General features: G+C 65.0%; 13 protein-coding genes. 3 read left to right on the top strand and 10 right to left on the bottom strand.

What is annotated here, in order from left to right; genetic code table 11:
* The first annotated feature begins 39 nt into the window (after positions 1 to 39).
* Positions 40 to 1,212: a DUF445 domain-containing protein gene (locus B5X69_RS01805; RefSeq protein WP_079637167.1), complete on the top strand. Its 1,173-nt coding sequence runs from the start codon at positions 40 to 42 to the stop codon at positions 1,210 to 1,212.
* A 4-nt stretch (positions 1,213 to 1,216) separates the two neighbouring features.
* Here B5X69_RS01805 and B5X69_RS01810 read toward each other — a convergent pair whose 3' ends face one another.
* A complete protein-coding gene (locus B5X69_RS01810) occupies positions 1,217 to 2,008 on the bottom strand; it encodes a Rossmann-fold NAD(P)-binding domain-containing protein (protein WP_079636995.1) in 792 nt (263 codons plus the stop codon).
* A 47-nt stretch (positions 2,009 to 2,055) separates the two neighbouring features.
* Between B5X69_RS01810 and pepN the strand changes: the two genes are divergently transcribed.
* On the top strand, positions 2,056 to 4,650 hold the full coding sequence (pepN, locus tag B5X69_RS01815) for an aminopeptidase N (RefSeq protein ID WP_079636996.1): 2,595 nt from the start codon (positions 2,056 to 2,058) through the stop codon (positions 4,648 to 4,650).
* A gap of 54 nt (positions 4,651 to 4,704) precedes the next feature.
* Here pepN and B5X69_RS01820 read toward each other — a convergent pair whose 3' ends face one another.
* The 4 genes from B5X69_RS01820 to B5X69_RS01835 are packed head-to-tail and all read right to left on the bottom strand — an operon-like array spanning position 4,705 to position 8,229.
* The gene (locus tag B5X69_RS01820; protein ID WP_053552828.1) at positions 4,705 to 5,304 is read right to left on the bottom strand and encodes an ABC-type transport auxiliary lipoprotein family protein; all 600 of its coding nucleotides are present in this window, start codon (positions 5,302 to 5,304) and stop codon (positions 4,705 to 4,707) included.
* An 11-nt stretch (positions 5,305 to 5,315) separates the two neighbouring features.
* Positions 5,316 to 6,257, bottom strand: coding sequence for an MlaD family protein (locus tag B5X69_RS01825; protein ID WP_079636997.1), 942 nt, complete (start codon positions 6,255 to 6,257; stop codon positions 5,316 to 5,318).
* Positions 6,257 to 7,123, bottom strand: a complete 867-nt coding sequence (locus B5X69_RS01830) for an ABC transporter ATP-binding protein (protein ID WP_079636998.1) — start codon at positions 7,121 to 7,123, stop codon at positions 6,257 to 6,259. The genes B5X69_RS01825 and B5X69_RS01830 overlap by 1 nt, the downstream gene beginning before the upstream one ends.
* A complete protein-coding gene (locus B5X69_RS01835; RefSeq protein WP_053552831.1) occupies positions 7,123 to 8,229 on the bottom strand; it encodes an ABC transporter permease in 1,107 nt (368 codons plus the stop codon). Before B5X69_RS01835 ends, B5X69_RS01830 begins: the two co-directional genes overlap by 1 nt.
* Positions 8,230 to 8,328: 99 nt before the next feature.
* On the opposite strand from B5X69_RS01835, the gene B5X69_RS01840 reads away from it, so the two are divergent.
* The gene (locus B5X69_RS01840) at positions 8,329 to 9,039 is read left to right on the top strand and encodes an HAD family hydrolase (protein WP_079637168.1); all 711 of its coding nucleotides are present in this window, start codon (positions 8,329 to 8,331) and stop codon (positions 9,037 to 9,039) included.
* 60 nt (positions 9,040 to 9,099) lie between these two features.
* On the opposite strand, the gene B5X69_RS01845 is transcribed toward B5X69_RS01840, so the two are convergent.
* The 5 genes from B5X69_RS01845 to B5X69_RS01865 form a co-directional block, all read right to left on the bottom strand.
* On the bottom strand, positions 9,100 to 10,422 hold the full coding sequence (locus tag B5X69_RS01845; protein WP_079636999.1) for a cystathionine gamma-synthase family protein: 1,323 nt from the start codon (positions 10,420 to 10,422) through the stop codon (positions 9,100 to 9,102).
* Positions 10,423 to 10,492: 70 nt separating this feature from the next.
* Complete coding sequence (locus B5X69_RS01850; RefSeq protein WP_079637000.1) at positions 10,493 to 11,776, bottom strand: MFS transporter; 1,284 nt, start codon at positions 11,774 to 11,776, stop codon at positions 10,493 to 10,495.
* A gap of 23 nt (positions 11,777 to 11,799) precedes the next feature.
* Complete coding sequence (pgeF, locus tag B5X69_RS01855; protein ID WP_079637001.1) at positions 11,800 to 12,561, bottom strand: peptidoglycan editing factor PgeF; 762 nt, start codon at positions 12,559 to 12,561, stop codon at positions 11,800 to 11,802.
* Positions 12,558 to 13,076, bottom strand: coding sequence for a GNAT family N-acetyltransferase (locus tag B5X69_RS01860; protein ID WP_079637002.1), 519 nt, complete (start codon positions 13,074 to 13,076; stop codon positions 12,558 to 12,560). The genes pgeF and B5X69_RS01860 overlap by 4 nt, the downstream gene beginning before the upstream one ends.
* Complete coding sequence (locus tag B5X69_RS01865) at positions 13,073 to 14,083, bottom strand: class I SAM-dependent methyltransferase (RefSeq protein WP_245798524.1); 1,011 nt, start codon at positions 14,081 to 14,083, stop codon at positions 13,073 to 13,075. The genes B5X69_RS01860 and B5X69_RS01865 overlap by 4 nt, the downstream gene beginning before the upstream one ends.
* Positions 14,084 to 14,135: the final 52 nt, after the last annotated feature.

Below are 14,135 nucleotides of genomic sequence, written 5' to 3' on the forward strand. Positions count from 1 at the left end.
CTCAACATCCGCGTCGTTGCGACCGGGCTGCTCCTCGTCATGGCCGCGGTCTTCGTCGCGGCGAAATATTTCCAGCATGTCCATCCTGCGGTTGGCTTTGTCCGCGCTTTTGCCGAGGCGGCAATGGTCGGCGGGCTCGCTGACTGGTTTGCCGTCACCGCGCTGTTTCGGCACCCGATGGGTTTGCCCATTCCGCACACCGCCATCGTGCCCCGCAACAAGAACCGGATCGGCGACACGCTCGCACGCTTCCTGCTCACCAACTTCCTTTTGCCGCGGCTGATCGCGCGCAAAATGCAGACGGTCGATGCCGCCGGTGCAGTCGGCCATTTCCTGTCGCAGCCGGCGGCGGGCGGCGGGCGGCTCAAGCTCGGCGCCTCGCGCATCATCGCCGACGCACTTGGAGCGCTCGACCAGAAAAGGCTCGGCGGCATGGTCAAATCTGCAATCGCAGACCGCCTGCGCGAACTCGACATCGCACCATTGCTCGGCCAGGCCCTGCAGGCAGCGCTTGCCGAAGGGCGGCACCAGCCGCTGCTCGATGCAATGGTCAAATGGGGCTCGAAGACGCTCGATCTCAACGCGCACCTGATTCATCAGATGGTGCATGACAATTCGAACGCGATCGTGCGCTTCACCGGCCTCGATGAGAGCATCGCGAACCGCATCGTGGCGGGGCTCGGCAAGTTGCTCACCGATATGGCAGCCGAGCCGGATCACCCGATCCGCCTCCGCGTCGAGGAAGGGCTGGCCAGGATGGCGCTCGACCTTCAGGAAGACCCGGAGGTCCAGGCAAAGGTCGAGCGCGTGCGCGACGAGCTTCTCGACAATGCCGCGGTCAAGCGCTGGCTCGACGGGCTATGGGAACAGGGGCGCAGCGCTCTGCTTCGCGCAGCGCGCGACCCTGACACGATGCTGGCGGGGCGGATCGGCGAACTCGTTCACCAGTTCGGTACGATGCTGGGGGAAGACGAGGCCATCAAGCGCACGCTCAACCGCTATGCGCGGCGCGCGGTTGTCGGCGCGGTCGACAGCTACGGCGAGACGGCGCTGCGCCTCGTCTCGGACACGATCCGTGGTTGGGATGCGAAGACGATTACGGATCGGCTGGAAAATGCGGTGGGTGATGACCTTCAATATATCCGCATCAACGGGACGCTCGTTGGCGGATTGGTCGGCGTGCTGATCCACACCGCCGACATATGGCTCTGAGGGCTCAGACGAGTCTCGCCAGCCCCTCGCGAAATGTCGGATAGCGCGGCATCCAGCCCAGCCGGCGTCTGGCCTTACCATTCGCCACGCGGCGGTTTTCGGTATAGAAGGCTCGCGCGGCGGGGGACAGGCCCGCGTCATCCAGCGATAGCAGCGGCGGCAATGGTGCACCGAGCAAGGCGCAGCCCCATTCGACGAGGCTATTCTGAGAACAGGGTGCCTCGTCGGCGAGATTGTAGACGCCCGGGGGTCCCGAAAAGGAAGCAATAATGCCCGCCGCGACATCGTCGACATGGACACGGCTGAATATCTGGTTCGGCAGGTCGATGCGATGCGCGCGACCTTCGGCGATACGCTCGAGGATCGAGCGGCCGGGTCCATAGATGCCGGGCAAGCGAAACACGCGCATATCCCCGCGCAGCGCGGCCCAGGCCGCGTCGGCCGCATTGCGGTCCCGGCGGCGGCCCTTGATGGGAGCGCTCTCGTCGACCCATGCGCCGTCCGTATCGCCATAGACGCCGGTGGAGGAGAGGTAACCGGTCCACCCGGCGGGCGCGATCGCGATCGCTTCGCCGTAGCGCGCCAGCACCGGATCCGAGCCCTCAGCGGGCGGCACGCAGGAGAGGATGTGCGTCGCGCTGCGCAAGGCCGCGATGACCGACGCCGCGTCGTCAAAGCCAAGCGTGCCCTCGCGGCCGTCCCGCGTCGTTGCGGTCACGCTCCAGCCCCGCGCCACGAGACGGCTGGCGAGACGGGTCCCGGTATAGCCCATTCCGAAAATCAGCATATCGCTCATCGGCGGCCTTATTGCGCAGCCGAGGCGCGATGCCTAGACCAGCTTTCATGACTGACGCTTCTTCTGCTCCCGCCATCCCCGTCACCATCCATCGCGGCGACTATCGTAGGCCCGAATGGCAGATCCCCGACATCGCGCTCGATTTCGCGCTGGGCATCACGATGACGCGGGTAACCGCGGCGCTGTCGGTCGTGCGCGCTGCACCGGCGCCCGCTCCTTTGCTGCTGCGCGGCGATGGGCTTGCTGCTGCCGAGGTGCGTGTCGACGGGGCAGTATGGAACGACTGGCGGATGGAGGGAGGCGACCTTGTCATCGACCTCGGCCACCGCGACGCGGCGAGGATCGAGGTCGACACGCTCATCGACCCTTCTGCCAATACGCAGCTGTCAGGCCTCTATGCGTCGAACGATATGCTGTGCACCCAGTGCGAGGCCGAGGGGTTCCGGCGCATCACCTTCCACCCCGACCGGCCCGATGTGTTGAGCCGCTACCGGGTTCGGATGACGGGTGACAAGGCCGCCTTTCCGGTTCTGCTCTCCAACGGCAACCGGGTCGCGACAGGCGAGGGCGCGGGCGGCACCCATTGGGCTTTGTGGGAAGATCCGTGGCCCAAGCCCTCCTATCTCTTCGCGCTCGTCGCAGGCGATCTCGTCGTCAACCGGGACCGCTTCACGACGATGTCGGGCCGCGAGGTCGAACTGGGCATTTGGGTGCGCGAGGGCGACCTTGAGCGCACCCATCATGCGATGGCCGCGCTCAAGCACAGCATGCGTTGGGACGAGGAGGTCTATGGCCGCGAATATGATCTCGACCTCTTCAACATCGTGGCGGTCAGCGACTTCAACATGGGAGCAATGGAAAATAAGGGGCTGAACATCTTCAACACCCGTTACATCCTGGCTGATCCCGACACGGCGACCGATGCCGATTTCGACGGCGTCGAGGGTGTCGTCGCGCACGAATATTTTCACAACTGGTCGGGCAACCGCGTTACCTGCCGGGACTGGTTCCAGCTGAGCCTCAAAGAGGGCTTCACCGTCTATCGCGACCAGAGCTTCTCGGCCGCAATGGGATCACCGGCAGTCAAGCGCATCGAGGACGTGCGCCTGCTCCGCGCCGCGCAATTCCCCGAGGATGCCGGACCACTCGCCCATCCCATCCGGCCCGACAGCTATCAGGAGATTTCGAACTTCTACACGGCAACCGTCTATAACAAGGGCGCCGAAGTCATCCGGATGATGGCGACGCTGCTCGGAGCCGAGCGCTTCCGCAAGGGTACCGACCTTTATTTCGATCGCCACGACGGCGAGGCGGCAACCTGCGAAGATTTCGTCTGCGCGATGGAGGAGGGTGGGGACATCGACCTCGGCCAGTTCCGCCGCTGGTACGAGCAGGCGGGGACGCCGAAACTCCATCTCGCGCTGGCCCAGGAAGGCAGGGACTGGTTCATGGACGTCACGCAGACGATTCCGGCAACGCCAGGACAGGAAACCAAGGCGCCGATGATGATACCGCTGCGTCTGGCCGCTTTTGCAATGGACGGCAGCGGCGCGTTGCTTCCCGAAAGGTTGGCGACACTGACGGACGCGGTACAGCGCATCCCGCTCGGCCAGTTCGCCGCACGACCGGCGCTCTCGGTCAATCGGGGCTTTTCCGCACCCGTGATCATCGATCTCGAGCGCGCGTCGGGCGAACTTGCGTGGCTCGCGGCGCACGACGACGATCCCTTCGCGCGTTACGAGGCGCTCCAGCAGTTGATGCTCGACACGCTCGTTGCCGCGGTCTCGGGCAAGGCGGACGACCGCGAGGCGGTGATCGGCGCCGTCGGACAGACGCTGGAAGGCGCTGTCAACGATCCTGCCTTCGTCGCCGAAGCGGCGCTGCTGCCCAACGAGGCCTTCATCGGCGACCAGATGGTCACGGTCGACCCCGACGCAATCCGCCGCGAGCGGCTGGCGCTGCAGATGGCGATCGGGACTGCGCTTGAGAATGAATGGCGCGCGATCCTTGCGAGGAGCGCGCCGGCTGCGACAGACCCCTCGCCCGAGGCGAAGGGGCGCCGCCGCCTCCGCGGGGTGGCCCTCGCCTATCTGGCTGCAAGCGGACTGGAGGATGTGCCGGGCCTGGCTTTCGCGATCTTCTCGCAGGCCGACGGGATGACCGAACGTCAGGCAGCGCTTGCGACGCTCGCGCACGGGGACAGCGACGAGCGGACGCATGCGCTGGACATATTCTATCAGCGTTATCGCGACAATCCACTGGTGCTTGACAAATGGTTCCAAGTGCAGGCCTGGTCGCAGCGCGCTGACACCGTTGCGACCGTCGCTGAGCTCGCGCAGCATCCCGATTTCACGCTCACGAATCCCAATCGCGTGCGCTCGCTCTATGGTGCGTTTGCGGGCAATCAGGCCGCATTTCATCAGGCCGACGGCGCGGGCTACAGGCTGCTTGCCGATCTGGTGATCGCGCTCGATCCGAGAAACCCGCAAACGGCCGCGCGGATGATCCCGCCGCTGGGGCGCTGGAGACGGTTTGACGAGGGACGACAACTGCTGATGAAGGCCGAGCTTGAACGGATTCTGGCGCAGCCCGGGCTGTCGCGCGATGTGACCGAACAAGCGTCGAAGAGCCTGATGGGGTAAGGTCCGCGCGCGGTTTCAGCGTTTCGGGAGGGAGAAGAAGGGCACGCCTCCTTTCTAACCCGCCAGCCATCCCGCGACTTCGCCTGCGACCCTGTTCGCAGCTGCACTCAAGGCTTCACCTACCCGCTTCGGTTCGATCTTTCCGCCGACCGGCTCGCGCGCTTCGAAGCGACGCTGGGTGACGCTCTTGCCCCCGCTGTTCACCAGCATCGCCTGATAAACAACGACGGCCTCGTTGGTCGCCTCGTCGACGCCGAACTCCATCAACTGACCTGCAAGCTGTTCGCCCGGAGCTGTCAGATACTGCCCTTCATCGAGGACGACGCGGTTCGAGCGGGCCGCGACCGTTTCGGAGAGCAGGCGCTGGAACAGGCGCTGCGGCGCCTCGACCCATTGCGCATCCTTCACATAGGCAATGCTGGCATCATCCTGCTGCACGGGGATGCGCTGGGTACGCAGCTTCTGCGGCGCGGTGGGGATGAGGATGGTGAGCGCCTGTGCCTCGTTCGCGGTGCGAGCCTCGCCCGCCGAGGGCGAGACATCGGGGCTGAGCGTCAGCAGGAAGGGCGGTGGCTTGGCGCCGAAGCTGACGCAGGCGGACAGCGTCGCCGTCGCGAGAGCGGCGAGCACGGGGAGGCGTAGGCTGCGGAGCATGGTTGGATACCTCATGGCTTGTAATCGGGGAGCTTGCTGCCGCCGATTACCGCCCCAGCGCCCTGCTGGTCGAGCTTGTCGGTCAAGCTGGATAGCGAGGTGGAGGTACGGCGAAGGTCGCGGATCAGCGCGTTGGCTTCGGGAATTGTCGTTTCGCTGAACGTCTTGAGGCCGGGGCGGGCGTCCGCGATCGCGCTTTCGAGCGTCTTCATGGATTCATTGGCGGACGCGAGCGTGTTGCGCAGATTCTGCATCGCGGGATCGATGTTACGGTCGATCGTCCCCTGCGCCGACGCGGCGAGGTTTCCGATCTGTTCGGCGGCATTGCCTGTCTGCTGGATCGCGATGCGCGTGTCGGCAAGTGCTGCTTCGAGCGCCGGTCCGTTGCGGGCGAGGATCGCCGTGGATTGCTCGACATTTTTCAGGATCGCGGAAAAGCTCTCCTGATTCTTGTCGTCCGCAAGTTCGGCGAGGCGCTCGGTCAGCGTAGACAGGCGCTGAAGGAGCTGCGGCGCGGTGTTGAGTATCTCGCCGAGACCGCCGACCCGGTTCGGTATAACGGGCCTGCCCGCGGGTCCCTTGTCCGTGATGGGCGGGGCACCCTTCACCGCGCCGTCGAGCGAAATCTGCGAAACGCCGGTGAAGCCGACACCCTCGAGTGCGGCGGTGGTCCCTTGAAGGATGGGGACGGTTTCGTCGACCTCGATGCGCACGCGCACGAATTGCGGATCGTCGCGCCACAATTCGATCTGGCGCACCTGGCCCACCGGCACGCCCGAGAACTGGACCTGCGATCCCTTGTTCAGCCCGTCGACCGACTGCTTGAAGAAGATGTCATACTCGCGCTTGGCGCCGCCGCTGTCATTTGCCATCCACACGACGAAGATCGCGATTGCGAGGGTGAAGAAGAGCACGAAGGCGCCCACCATCACATTGTTCGAGCGAGTTTCCATCAGCTTTTCCTGTCGTGCGCAGCGCGACCATGCGCCGTTGTCGCGGCGCGGCCGCGCGGCCCGTTGAAATAATCCTGTATCCAGGGATGCTCGGTGGCAAGCAGTTCCGGGATGGTGCCGACCGCGATCACCTTCCTTTCTGCGAGCACGGCGACGCGGTCGCAGGTGGCATATAGCGTATCGAGATCGTGGGTGATGAGGAAGACCGTGAGGCCCATCGTGTCGGCGAGCCCGCGGATCAGCTCGTCAAACTTGGCAGCGCCGATAGGGTCGAGCCCGGCGGTGGGCTCATCGAGGAACAAAAGCGCCGGGTCGAGAGCCAGCGCGCGGGCAAGCCCGGCGCGTTTGACCATTCCGCCCGAGAGTTCGGCCGGGAATTTGGGTCCGGCATCGGGCGGCAGCCCGACCATCGCGACCTTGTAGGCGGCGATCTCGTCGAGCAGCCCCTGATCGAGTCTTGGATAATATTCGCGAAGCGGGACCTGGATATTTTCAGCGACGCTCAGCGTCGAAAAGAGCGCGCCGCCCTGAAACATCACGCCCCAGCGACGGCGCAGGTCACGCGATTCCTCTTCATCGGCGATGGTGTCGAGCGACTTGCCGTAAACCTCGATTTCGCCAGCGGCGGGGGTTTGCAGCCCGACGATCGAACGCATCAGCACCGACTTTCCGGTGCCCGAACCCCCGACGACGCCCAATATCTCCCCCGAGCGCACGTCGAGGTCGAGATGGTCGTGGATTACCGCGTCGCCAAACTGGTTGACGAGACCGCGCACGCGGATCGCGACGTCGAATTTCTCGGGCCGCACCGCGTCAGCCGACGCAAGCTCCTGCCGGATTTCGTCCTGCTCCTCTTCCTCGGTCATCAGTTCCACCCGATCGAGGAGAAGAAGACAGCGAAGAAGGCATCGAGGACGATGACGAGGAAGATCGCAGCGACCACCGCAGAGGTGGTGCGGCGGCCGACTTCCTCGGCATTCTGGCGCACCTGCATCCCCGAATAGCAGCCGGTGACCCCGACGAGGATGCCAAACACCGGGGCCTTGATCAGCATCGCCCAGAAATCGGTCATCGGGATGATCTCGCGCAGCCGCTGGATATAGGTGATCGGCGGGATGTCGAGCCCGACCCACGAAAAGACCCCGCCGCCTATGATCGCGCACAGGCTGGCGTAGAAGCCGAGGAGCGGCATGATGATCGTCGAGGCGGCGACGCGTGGGAGCACGATCGCCTCCATTGGCGAAACACCGATCGTTCGCATCGCGTCGACCTCTTCGGTCAATTTCATCGTGCCGATCTGCGCGGCGAAGGCCGATCCTGACCGGCCCGCGACCATGATCGCGGTCATCAGCAGACCAAGCTCGCGGATCGAGGCGCGACCGACGAGGTTGATTGTGAACACTTCCAACCCGAACTGGCGCAGCTGGACGGCCCCCTGCTGGGCGATGACGATGCCGATGAGGAAGCTCATCAGACCGATGATCGGGAGCGCATCGACCCCAACGCTCTGGAACCGCGTCACGATCGCGTGCCAGCGGATTCGCCGACGCGCGCGCAGCTGAGTGATGAAGGCGACGATCATCGCGCCGAAGAAGCCGACAATGCCGATAAATTCGTTCCACACGCCGAGGCTCGCCGAACCAAGCTGCTCAAGCATGCGTGTCCACATGGGGCGGCGGTCGGGGTGGACGCGATAATCGCTCTTGTCTTCGGCCAGGGCCTTCAACAGCCGCTGCGCGTCCTCGCTGGCACCGGTGACTTTGGCATCATGCGCGCGGGCGGTGCGGGTTACGATCCAGGCGCCGACCGTGTCGATCCGCTCGACATCTGAAAGATCGAGTGCCGCGATCGGGCCGAGCGCGTCGAGCCGAGCCGGCAGGTCGCCGAGGCGCGCGAGGGTCAGGCGCCCCGTGAAGCGCACATCGACGCCGTCGGCTCCTTCGTCCGTTTCGAAATCCGCGCTGGCCGCCATTGCGCTTGGACCTTGGATGATTTGCCCAATAACGGCAAGCTAATCCGTGACATCCGTGCCGGACTTGGCCGGCAGGTGCTGGAAGGCTATGGCGCCGATATGGAAGTGCCCGCCGTCCCTCCGGTCGCCCACCGCGTCGCCATGTACGACATGGACCGCACGATCACGCGTGCGGGTACCTATAGCGGCTTTTTGATGCACGTCGCGCGGCGCCGGCAACCGTGGCGGCTGATGCTGCTGCCCCTCGTGGGTCTTGCGGGGATTGCCTACTCATTGCGGCTGATCGACCGGGCGCAGTTCAAGGCAATCAACCTTCGCCTCTTGGTCGGCAAACGCTTCAGCCGCGCCGAAATCGCCCCGCTGGCCGAGAGCTATGCCGACAAGGTCGTGGCGCGCGGCCTGCATCCGGCGGCGCTTGAGCAAATCGCGGCCGATCGTGCAGCCGGGTACCGGCTGCTCCTCGCGACCGCCTCCTTTCACCTCTATGTGGACGCGATCGCGCGGCGGCTGGGCATGGATGATGTGCTTGCGACGCGGCTCGACGAAGCCGATGGCGAGGACCATATTCACGCGCGACTGAGCGGCGACAATTGTTATGGCGAGGCGAAGTTCGCGCGCATCACCGGCTGGCTTGCCGACAATGCGATCACGCGCGAAGACGCTCATATTCGCGCCTATTCGGACCATGTTTCCGACCAGCCCATGCTCCGCTTTGCAGACGAAGCGGTTGCGACGACACCGTCTCGCAAGCTACGCCGTCTGGCGCCGAAAATGGGCTGGCAGGTGGTGGATTGGAGACGGCCCAAATAGCGCTTGGCTAGCGTCACCTGTGGGAAATCCCGAGGTGACGGCCAGAAGAGCCTCCGCGCGTCAGACCGCCGCGAGCGCCTGATCGAAATCGGCAATCAGATCGTCCGAATTCTCGATGCCGATCGACACGCGCACCAGATTATCGGTGATGCCGAGCGCCGCCTTTCGTTCGTCGGGAACCGACAAGTGCGTCATGGCCGCGGGGTGGCTGGCGAGCGTCTCGGTGCCCCCGAGGCTGACTGCGAGCTTGGCGATCTTGAGGGCGTCAAGAAAGCGGAAGCTCTCCGCCTCGCCGCCCTTGATGAAGAGCGAGAAGGTCGATCCCGCGCCCGTGCAGTGACGGTCGAAAATGTCCTTCTGGGATCCGGCATCGAGAAAGCCGAGATAACCCAGCCCCTCGACCTTTGGATGGTCCTTCAGGAAGGCGCAGACCTTTTCGGCATTCTCGCCTGCCCGGGTCATCCGCAATTCGACGGTCTCAAGGCTGCGCAGCAGCATCCAGGCCGTGTGGGGATCGCAGATCGTGCCGATCGTGTTGCGCATCATCCGGATGGGGCCGAGCCATTGCTTTGCTCCGAGCACGCCGCCCGCGACGAGATCGCTGTGGCCGCCGGCATATTTGGTGAGACTGTAAAGGACGATGTCGGCCCCATGCGCAAGCGGCTTCGACCAGAGCGGCCCGAGAAAGGTGTTGTCGATCGCGATGGGGGGACGCGCGTCCTCGGCAAAGGCGGCGTCGACCGCCGCTCGCATCGCCTCGACGTCGACGAGCGCGTTGGTGGGGTTGGCGGGGCTTTCAAGGTAGACCATCGCGACCTTGCCGCCCTGCTTGGCCGCCATGGCCTGCGCCTCGGCTAGGATCGCGTTCATTTCCTCGCGCGAAGCTTCGGCGGGAAAATCGACATAGGTGGCGCCAAAGCGCGACAATATCCGCGCGATCAGCGTCTCGGTTGCCGCATAGAGGGGGCCTGAATGAACGATGACATCATTCATGTTGACGTGGGCAAGCAGCAATGTCGCGATCGCCGACATGCCCGAGGAAAAGACGAGCGCGTCCTCGGCCCTTTCCCAGACGCCAAGCCGTGCCTCGAGTATCTCCTGGTTCGGGCCGTTGAAGCGCGAATAGACCAGGCCTTCGGCTCCCCCGGGGCGTTTGCCGGTGATACCCTCGAAGTGGCGCTTGCCCGCCGCGGCGCTTTCGAAGGCAAAGGTCGAAGTCAGGAAGATCGGCGGCTTCAGCGAGCCTTCGGACAGCATCGGGTCGTACCCATAGCCCATCATCAGCGTCGAGGGCGACAGGGCGTGGCCGCCGATTTCGGTGACGTCGGCCTTGGGCTTGCGGCGCGTGGTGCCGGTAAGGTCATTATTGTCGATGGCGGGCATGGTCGGACTCCGATGAATTGGTTTCACTTGCAACTAGCGCGCTTTTGAGCGCCGGTCACCCTGCCTTAACTCAGTCCTCGACGATAAGGCTGCGTTCGCGGGTTTCAGGGAGCAGCAGGGTCGCGACGCCGGCGAGCCCGATGATCAGCGCGACGTAGAAATAGAAGAGCCATTCAACGCCCTGACCCTTGAGCCAGAGCGCGACCATTTCGACCGTGCCGCCGAAGATCGCGTTGCCGATCGCATAGGGCAGTGCGACGCCAAGCCCGCGGATATGGGCGGGAAAAAGCTCGGCCTTCACCAGCGCATTATTTGCCGTGTAGCCGCTCTGCAAGGTGAGGGGGACAAGGATGACCAGCGTCGCCGCGATTGGCGAGGTGATGCGCTCGAGTGTGAAGAAGGTCGGCACGGCAACGACCGCCCCCCCGATGCCGAAAAGCAGCAGCATCGGCCGCCGCCCGAAACGGTCGGCGAGTGCGCCGAAGACAGGCTGCATCGCGGCGAACCAGAGCAGCGCCGCTGCTATGATCCAGGTCGCGGTTTCCTTGTCGAAGCCGACGCTGTTGAACAGGAATTTCTGCATATAGGTGATGTAGGTATAGGCACCGATCCCGCCGCCGGCAGACAAGAGGCCCACAAGAATGGCTTCGCGGCGGTGTTCGCGCCAAAGCCGCCGTGCGGTCGAGGCAGGACGGTCGGCCGCCTGGTTCTCGAAGGACGGCGTCTCGGCGAGATTTCGGCGCAGGACATAAACGCCGAGCGCCAGCAGCGCGCCGATCACGAAGGGGATGCGCCACCCCCAGGCGGTCAACTCGGCCTCCGTCAGAAAGGCTTGGAGAATGATGGCAACGAAGATCGCCGAGAGCTGGCCCCCGATCAGCGTCAGATACTGGAAGCTGGCCCAGAAGCCGCGGTGTTCGCGCGGCGCCATTTCGGAAAGATAAGTCGCGCTCGCCCCATATTCGCCGCCTAGCGACAGGCCCTGCAGGATGCGCGCGGTGACCAGAACCGCGGGTCCTGCGAGCCCCGCCTCGGCATAGGTGGGCGCAAGTGCAATCAACAGCGAGCCGCCGAACATCAGGGCCACCGACAGCGTCAGGCCTGCCTTGCGCCCGCGCGCGTCCGCAAAGCGTCCCATCACCCACGCGCCGATCGGCCGCATGACGAAACCGACGGCAAAGATCGTGGCGGTACTGAGCAATTGCGCGGTCGGATCGGCCTTGGGGAAGAAGACGGGCGCGAAATAGATGGCGAATGCGGCATAGGCGAACCAGTCGTACCATTCGACGAGATTCCCTGCCGAGCCGCCAATGATCGAGACGAGCCGTTTGCGCGGTATCGCAAGGGCCTTCATTGCGCTCCCCCTCTTCGTTGCGGTCAGCGGATGCCGATCACGGATAATTGCCGGCCGTAGCCCTTTTCACCGCGCAGGCACGCGCGGCGGTAGCTGAAATAATCGGCTTCCTGTGCGCACGTATCCTGCCCGCCAATTGCGACCGTGGGGACATGCGCTGCGGCGAGACGCGCCGCGACATAGGCTGCGATGTCAAACATCGCGTGGCCAGGCCGGCCGGCGGCGAAGAATCGTTCGTTCGCCGGATCGTCCGCAAGGAAGCGGCTCACGAAGGCTGCGTCGACCTCGTAAGAGGCGCGGCCGATGCAGGGCCCGATGGCGGCGGTGATGCGTGCGCGGCGGGCGCCAAGTTCCTCCATCGCCTCGAGCGTCGCCTCGGCGACGCCGGCGATGGCGCCCTTCCACCCGGCATGGGCGGCACCGACCACCCCGGCTTCCCGGTCGGCGAAGAGTATCGGAACGCAGTCAGCGGTGAGAATGGCGAGCAGGATTCCGGGCGTGCGGGTCGCAAGTGCGTCAGCCTCGGGCCGCGCGGCAAGATCGGTGGTCTCATCGACGATAAGGCAGCGCCGGCCGTGCACCTGATACACCCCCGCAAGCGCTGCGCCGGGCAGGATAGCCGTGGCGGCCCGACGGCGGTTTTCGGCAATCAGCGCGGGGTCGTCGCCCGAACCGATGCCGCAGTTGAGCGACGCAAGATCGCCCGTGGACACGCCGCCCTGCCGCCCGAAAAAACCGTGAGGCAGCCCGCCGAGCGCGGCAGCGGTGGTAAAAGGGACCGTCACAGATCGAGTCTCCAGATTCGATCTTCGTCGACATGATTGCCCACGCGAAAGGCATTGCGGCCGACATCGACGAAACCGTAGCGGCGGTAGAAAGCCTGCGCGCGGGCGTTTTCCGAGAAAACCGAAAGGTAGAGAACAGCCGCGCGCTCGCGCGCCCAGGCGATGCCCCATTCGATCAGCGCGGGGGCGAGCCCGGTGCCTTTCGCATCCTCGCTGACGTAGAGCTGATGAAGTTCGATCGCGCCCGCCGCCGGTTGGTGTTCGGGCAGATCGAAATCGATCGGCCCGAGCTTGATGAAACCGGTAATGGCGCCGTCCTTGCCGCGCGCCAGCGCGATCGCCCAGTCGGGATCGGCAAGCTGTGCGCGGATGCGGTTGGGCGGGTTCCAGTCCGCGAGGAATGTGGCGAGGTCGTCGGGGGCATAGATGTGGCCGAAGGTGTGTCGGAACGAGCTCTCGGCAAAGGTGGAAAGAGCGTCGGCATCGCTGGCCTCAGCGCGAACGATAGCAATCATGAAGGTCCTCCCGGGTGCGCAAAACCCTCGGGCACCGGCCAGGTGGGTGCATGGATCGCCATTGCGCGAAAGAGTTCGCCCATCGCATCAGGCTCGACCAGCCGGTCGCGCTGACCGGCGAGTTCATCGGCGCGGTCCGGCGCAGCCGCAGCGAGCGCCTTCATCCGTGCGTCGATGCCGAGCCGCCTGAGCCATTCGCCCTGACTCACTGGCCCGGCCACCAGCGCTCCCCCCCCGAGCGCCGCAAAGGCAAGCGCCGAGAAATCCACATGCGCCGTCAGGTCGACCTCGCCCGGCTGCGCGAAGGGGTTCGCGAAGCGGTGATTCTTGACCGCCTGCAGCGTGTCGCCCGCGGCAGGGCCACTATAACCATAGTCGATGACCAGCATCGCGCCGCCACGGCGTGCGAGGCGAAAGGCGCAGCTCTGCATGATCGCGGCCGCAGCGGGCGCGGTTTCGACGACCGTGCCTTCGCCATGATGGCGGAGCGCTGCGGGTACCGCTTCGTCGGCCGGAATGCTGCCCGCCTTCGGTACCAGCGCGCCGCGGTCGCGAACGACGATACGCTCGCGCCAGCCGTCGCAGGTTCGTACATATTGGTGGATCGGAAGCGCGTCGAAAAATTCATTGGCAACGATGAGAGGCGCGACATCGTCGGGCAGGCCGGTGATGTCGCCGTGATGCACGGCCGCGGGCAGCCGGGCGGCCTGCGCTGCGCGCAGCATCGGGCTCGTCTCGACCAGATGGATACCCTGCGGCACGGCGCCAAAGCGCGCCATCGCACGTAACGCATCGCTGGCGAGCGTCCCGCGGCCGGGACCAAGTTCGACATAGCTAAACGCCGGCCGGCCCGCGCGCAGCCACAGGTCCGCGATCCAGATGCCCACCATCTCGCCGAACATCTGACTGATCTCCGGCGCCGTGGTGAAGTCCCCGGCCGCGCCAAGCGGGTCGCGCGTCGCATAATAATGCGCATTGGCGGCGGCCATATAGTCGGCGACTGTCATTGCGCGCGTACTGGCGATCTGAAGCATGAGATGAGCAGGCGTTGGCGGGCCG

Source organism: Sphingopyxis flava (assembly GCF_900168005.1).
Classification (GTDB): domain Bacteria; phylum Pseudomonadota; class Alphaproteobacteria; order Sphingomonadales; family Sphingomonadaceae; genus Sphingopyxis; species Sphingopyxis flava.

Excerpts from the sequence above, each read along its gene's own strand:
- B5X69_RS01865 (WP_245798524.1), bottom strand. The coding sequence starts at position 14,083 with ATGACAGTCGCCGACTATATGGCCGCCGCCAATGCGCATTATTATGCG.
- B5X69_RS01860 (WP_079637002.1), bottom strand. The coding sequence starts at position 13,076 with ATGATTGCTATCGTTCGCGCTGAGGCCAGCGATGCCGACGCTCTTTCC.
- B5X69_RS01845 (WP_079636999.1), bottom strand. The coding sequence starts at position 10,422 with ATGCCCGCCATCGACAATAATGACCTTACCGGCACCACGCGCCGCAAG.
- B5X69_RS01805 (WP_079637167.1), top strand. The coding sequence starts at position 40 with ATGGCCGCGGTCTTCGTCGCGGCGAAATATTTCCAGCATGTCCATCCT.
- B5X69_RS01820 (WP_053552828.1), bottom strand. The coding sequence starts at position 5,304 with ATGCTCCGCAGCCTACGCCTCCCCGTGCTCGCCGCTCTCGCGACGGCG.
- B5X69_RS01830 (WP_079636998.1), bottom strand. The coding sequence starts at position 7,123 with ATGACCGAGGAAGAGGAGCAGGACGAAATCCGGCAGGAGCTTGCGTCG.
- B5X69_RS01835 (WP_053552831.1), bottom strand. The coding sequence starts at position 8,229 with ATGGCGGCCAGCGCGGATTTCGAAACGGACGAAGGAGCCGACGGCGTC.
- B5X69_RS01810 (WP_079636995.1), bottom strand. The coding sequence starts at position 2,008 with ATGAGCGATATGCTGATTTTCGGAATGGGCTATACCGGGACCCGTCTC.
- B5X69_RS01840 (WP_079637168.1), top strand. The coding sequence starts at position 8,329 with ATGGAAGTGCCCGCCGTCCCTCCGGTCGCCCACCGCGTCGCCATGTAC.
- pepN (WP_079636996.1), top strand. The coding sequence starts at position 2,056 with ATGACTGACGCTTCTTCTGCTCCCGCCATCCCCGTCACCATCCATCGC.
- B5X69_RS01825 (WP_079636997.1), bottom strand. The coding sequence starts at position 6,257 with ATGGAAACTCGCTCGAACAATGTGATGGTGGGCGCCTTCGTGCTCTTC.
- B5X69_RS01850 (WP_079637000.1), bottom strand. The coding sequence starts at position 11,776 with ATGAAGGCCCTTGCGATACCGCGCAAACGGCTCGTCTCGATCATTGGC.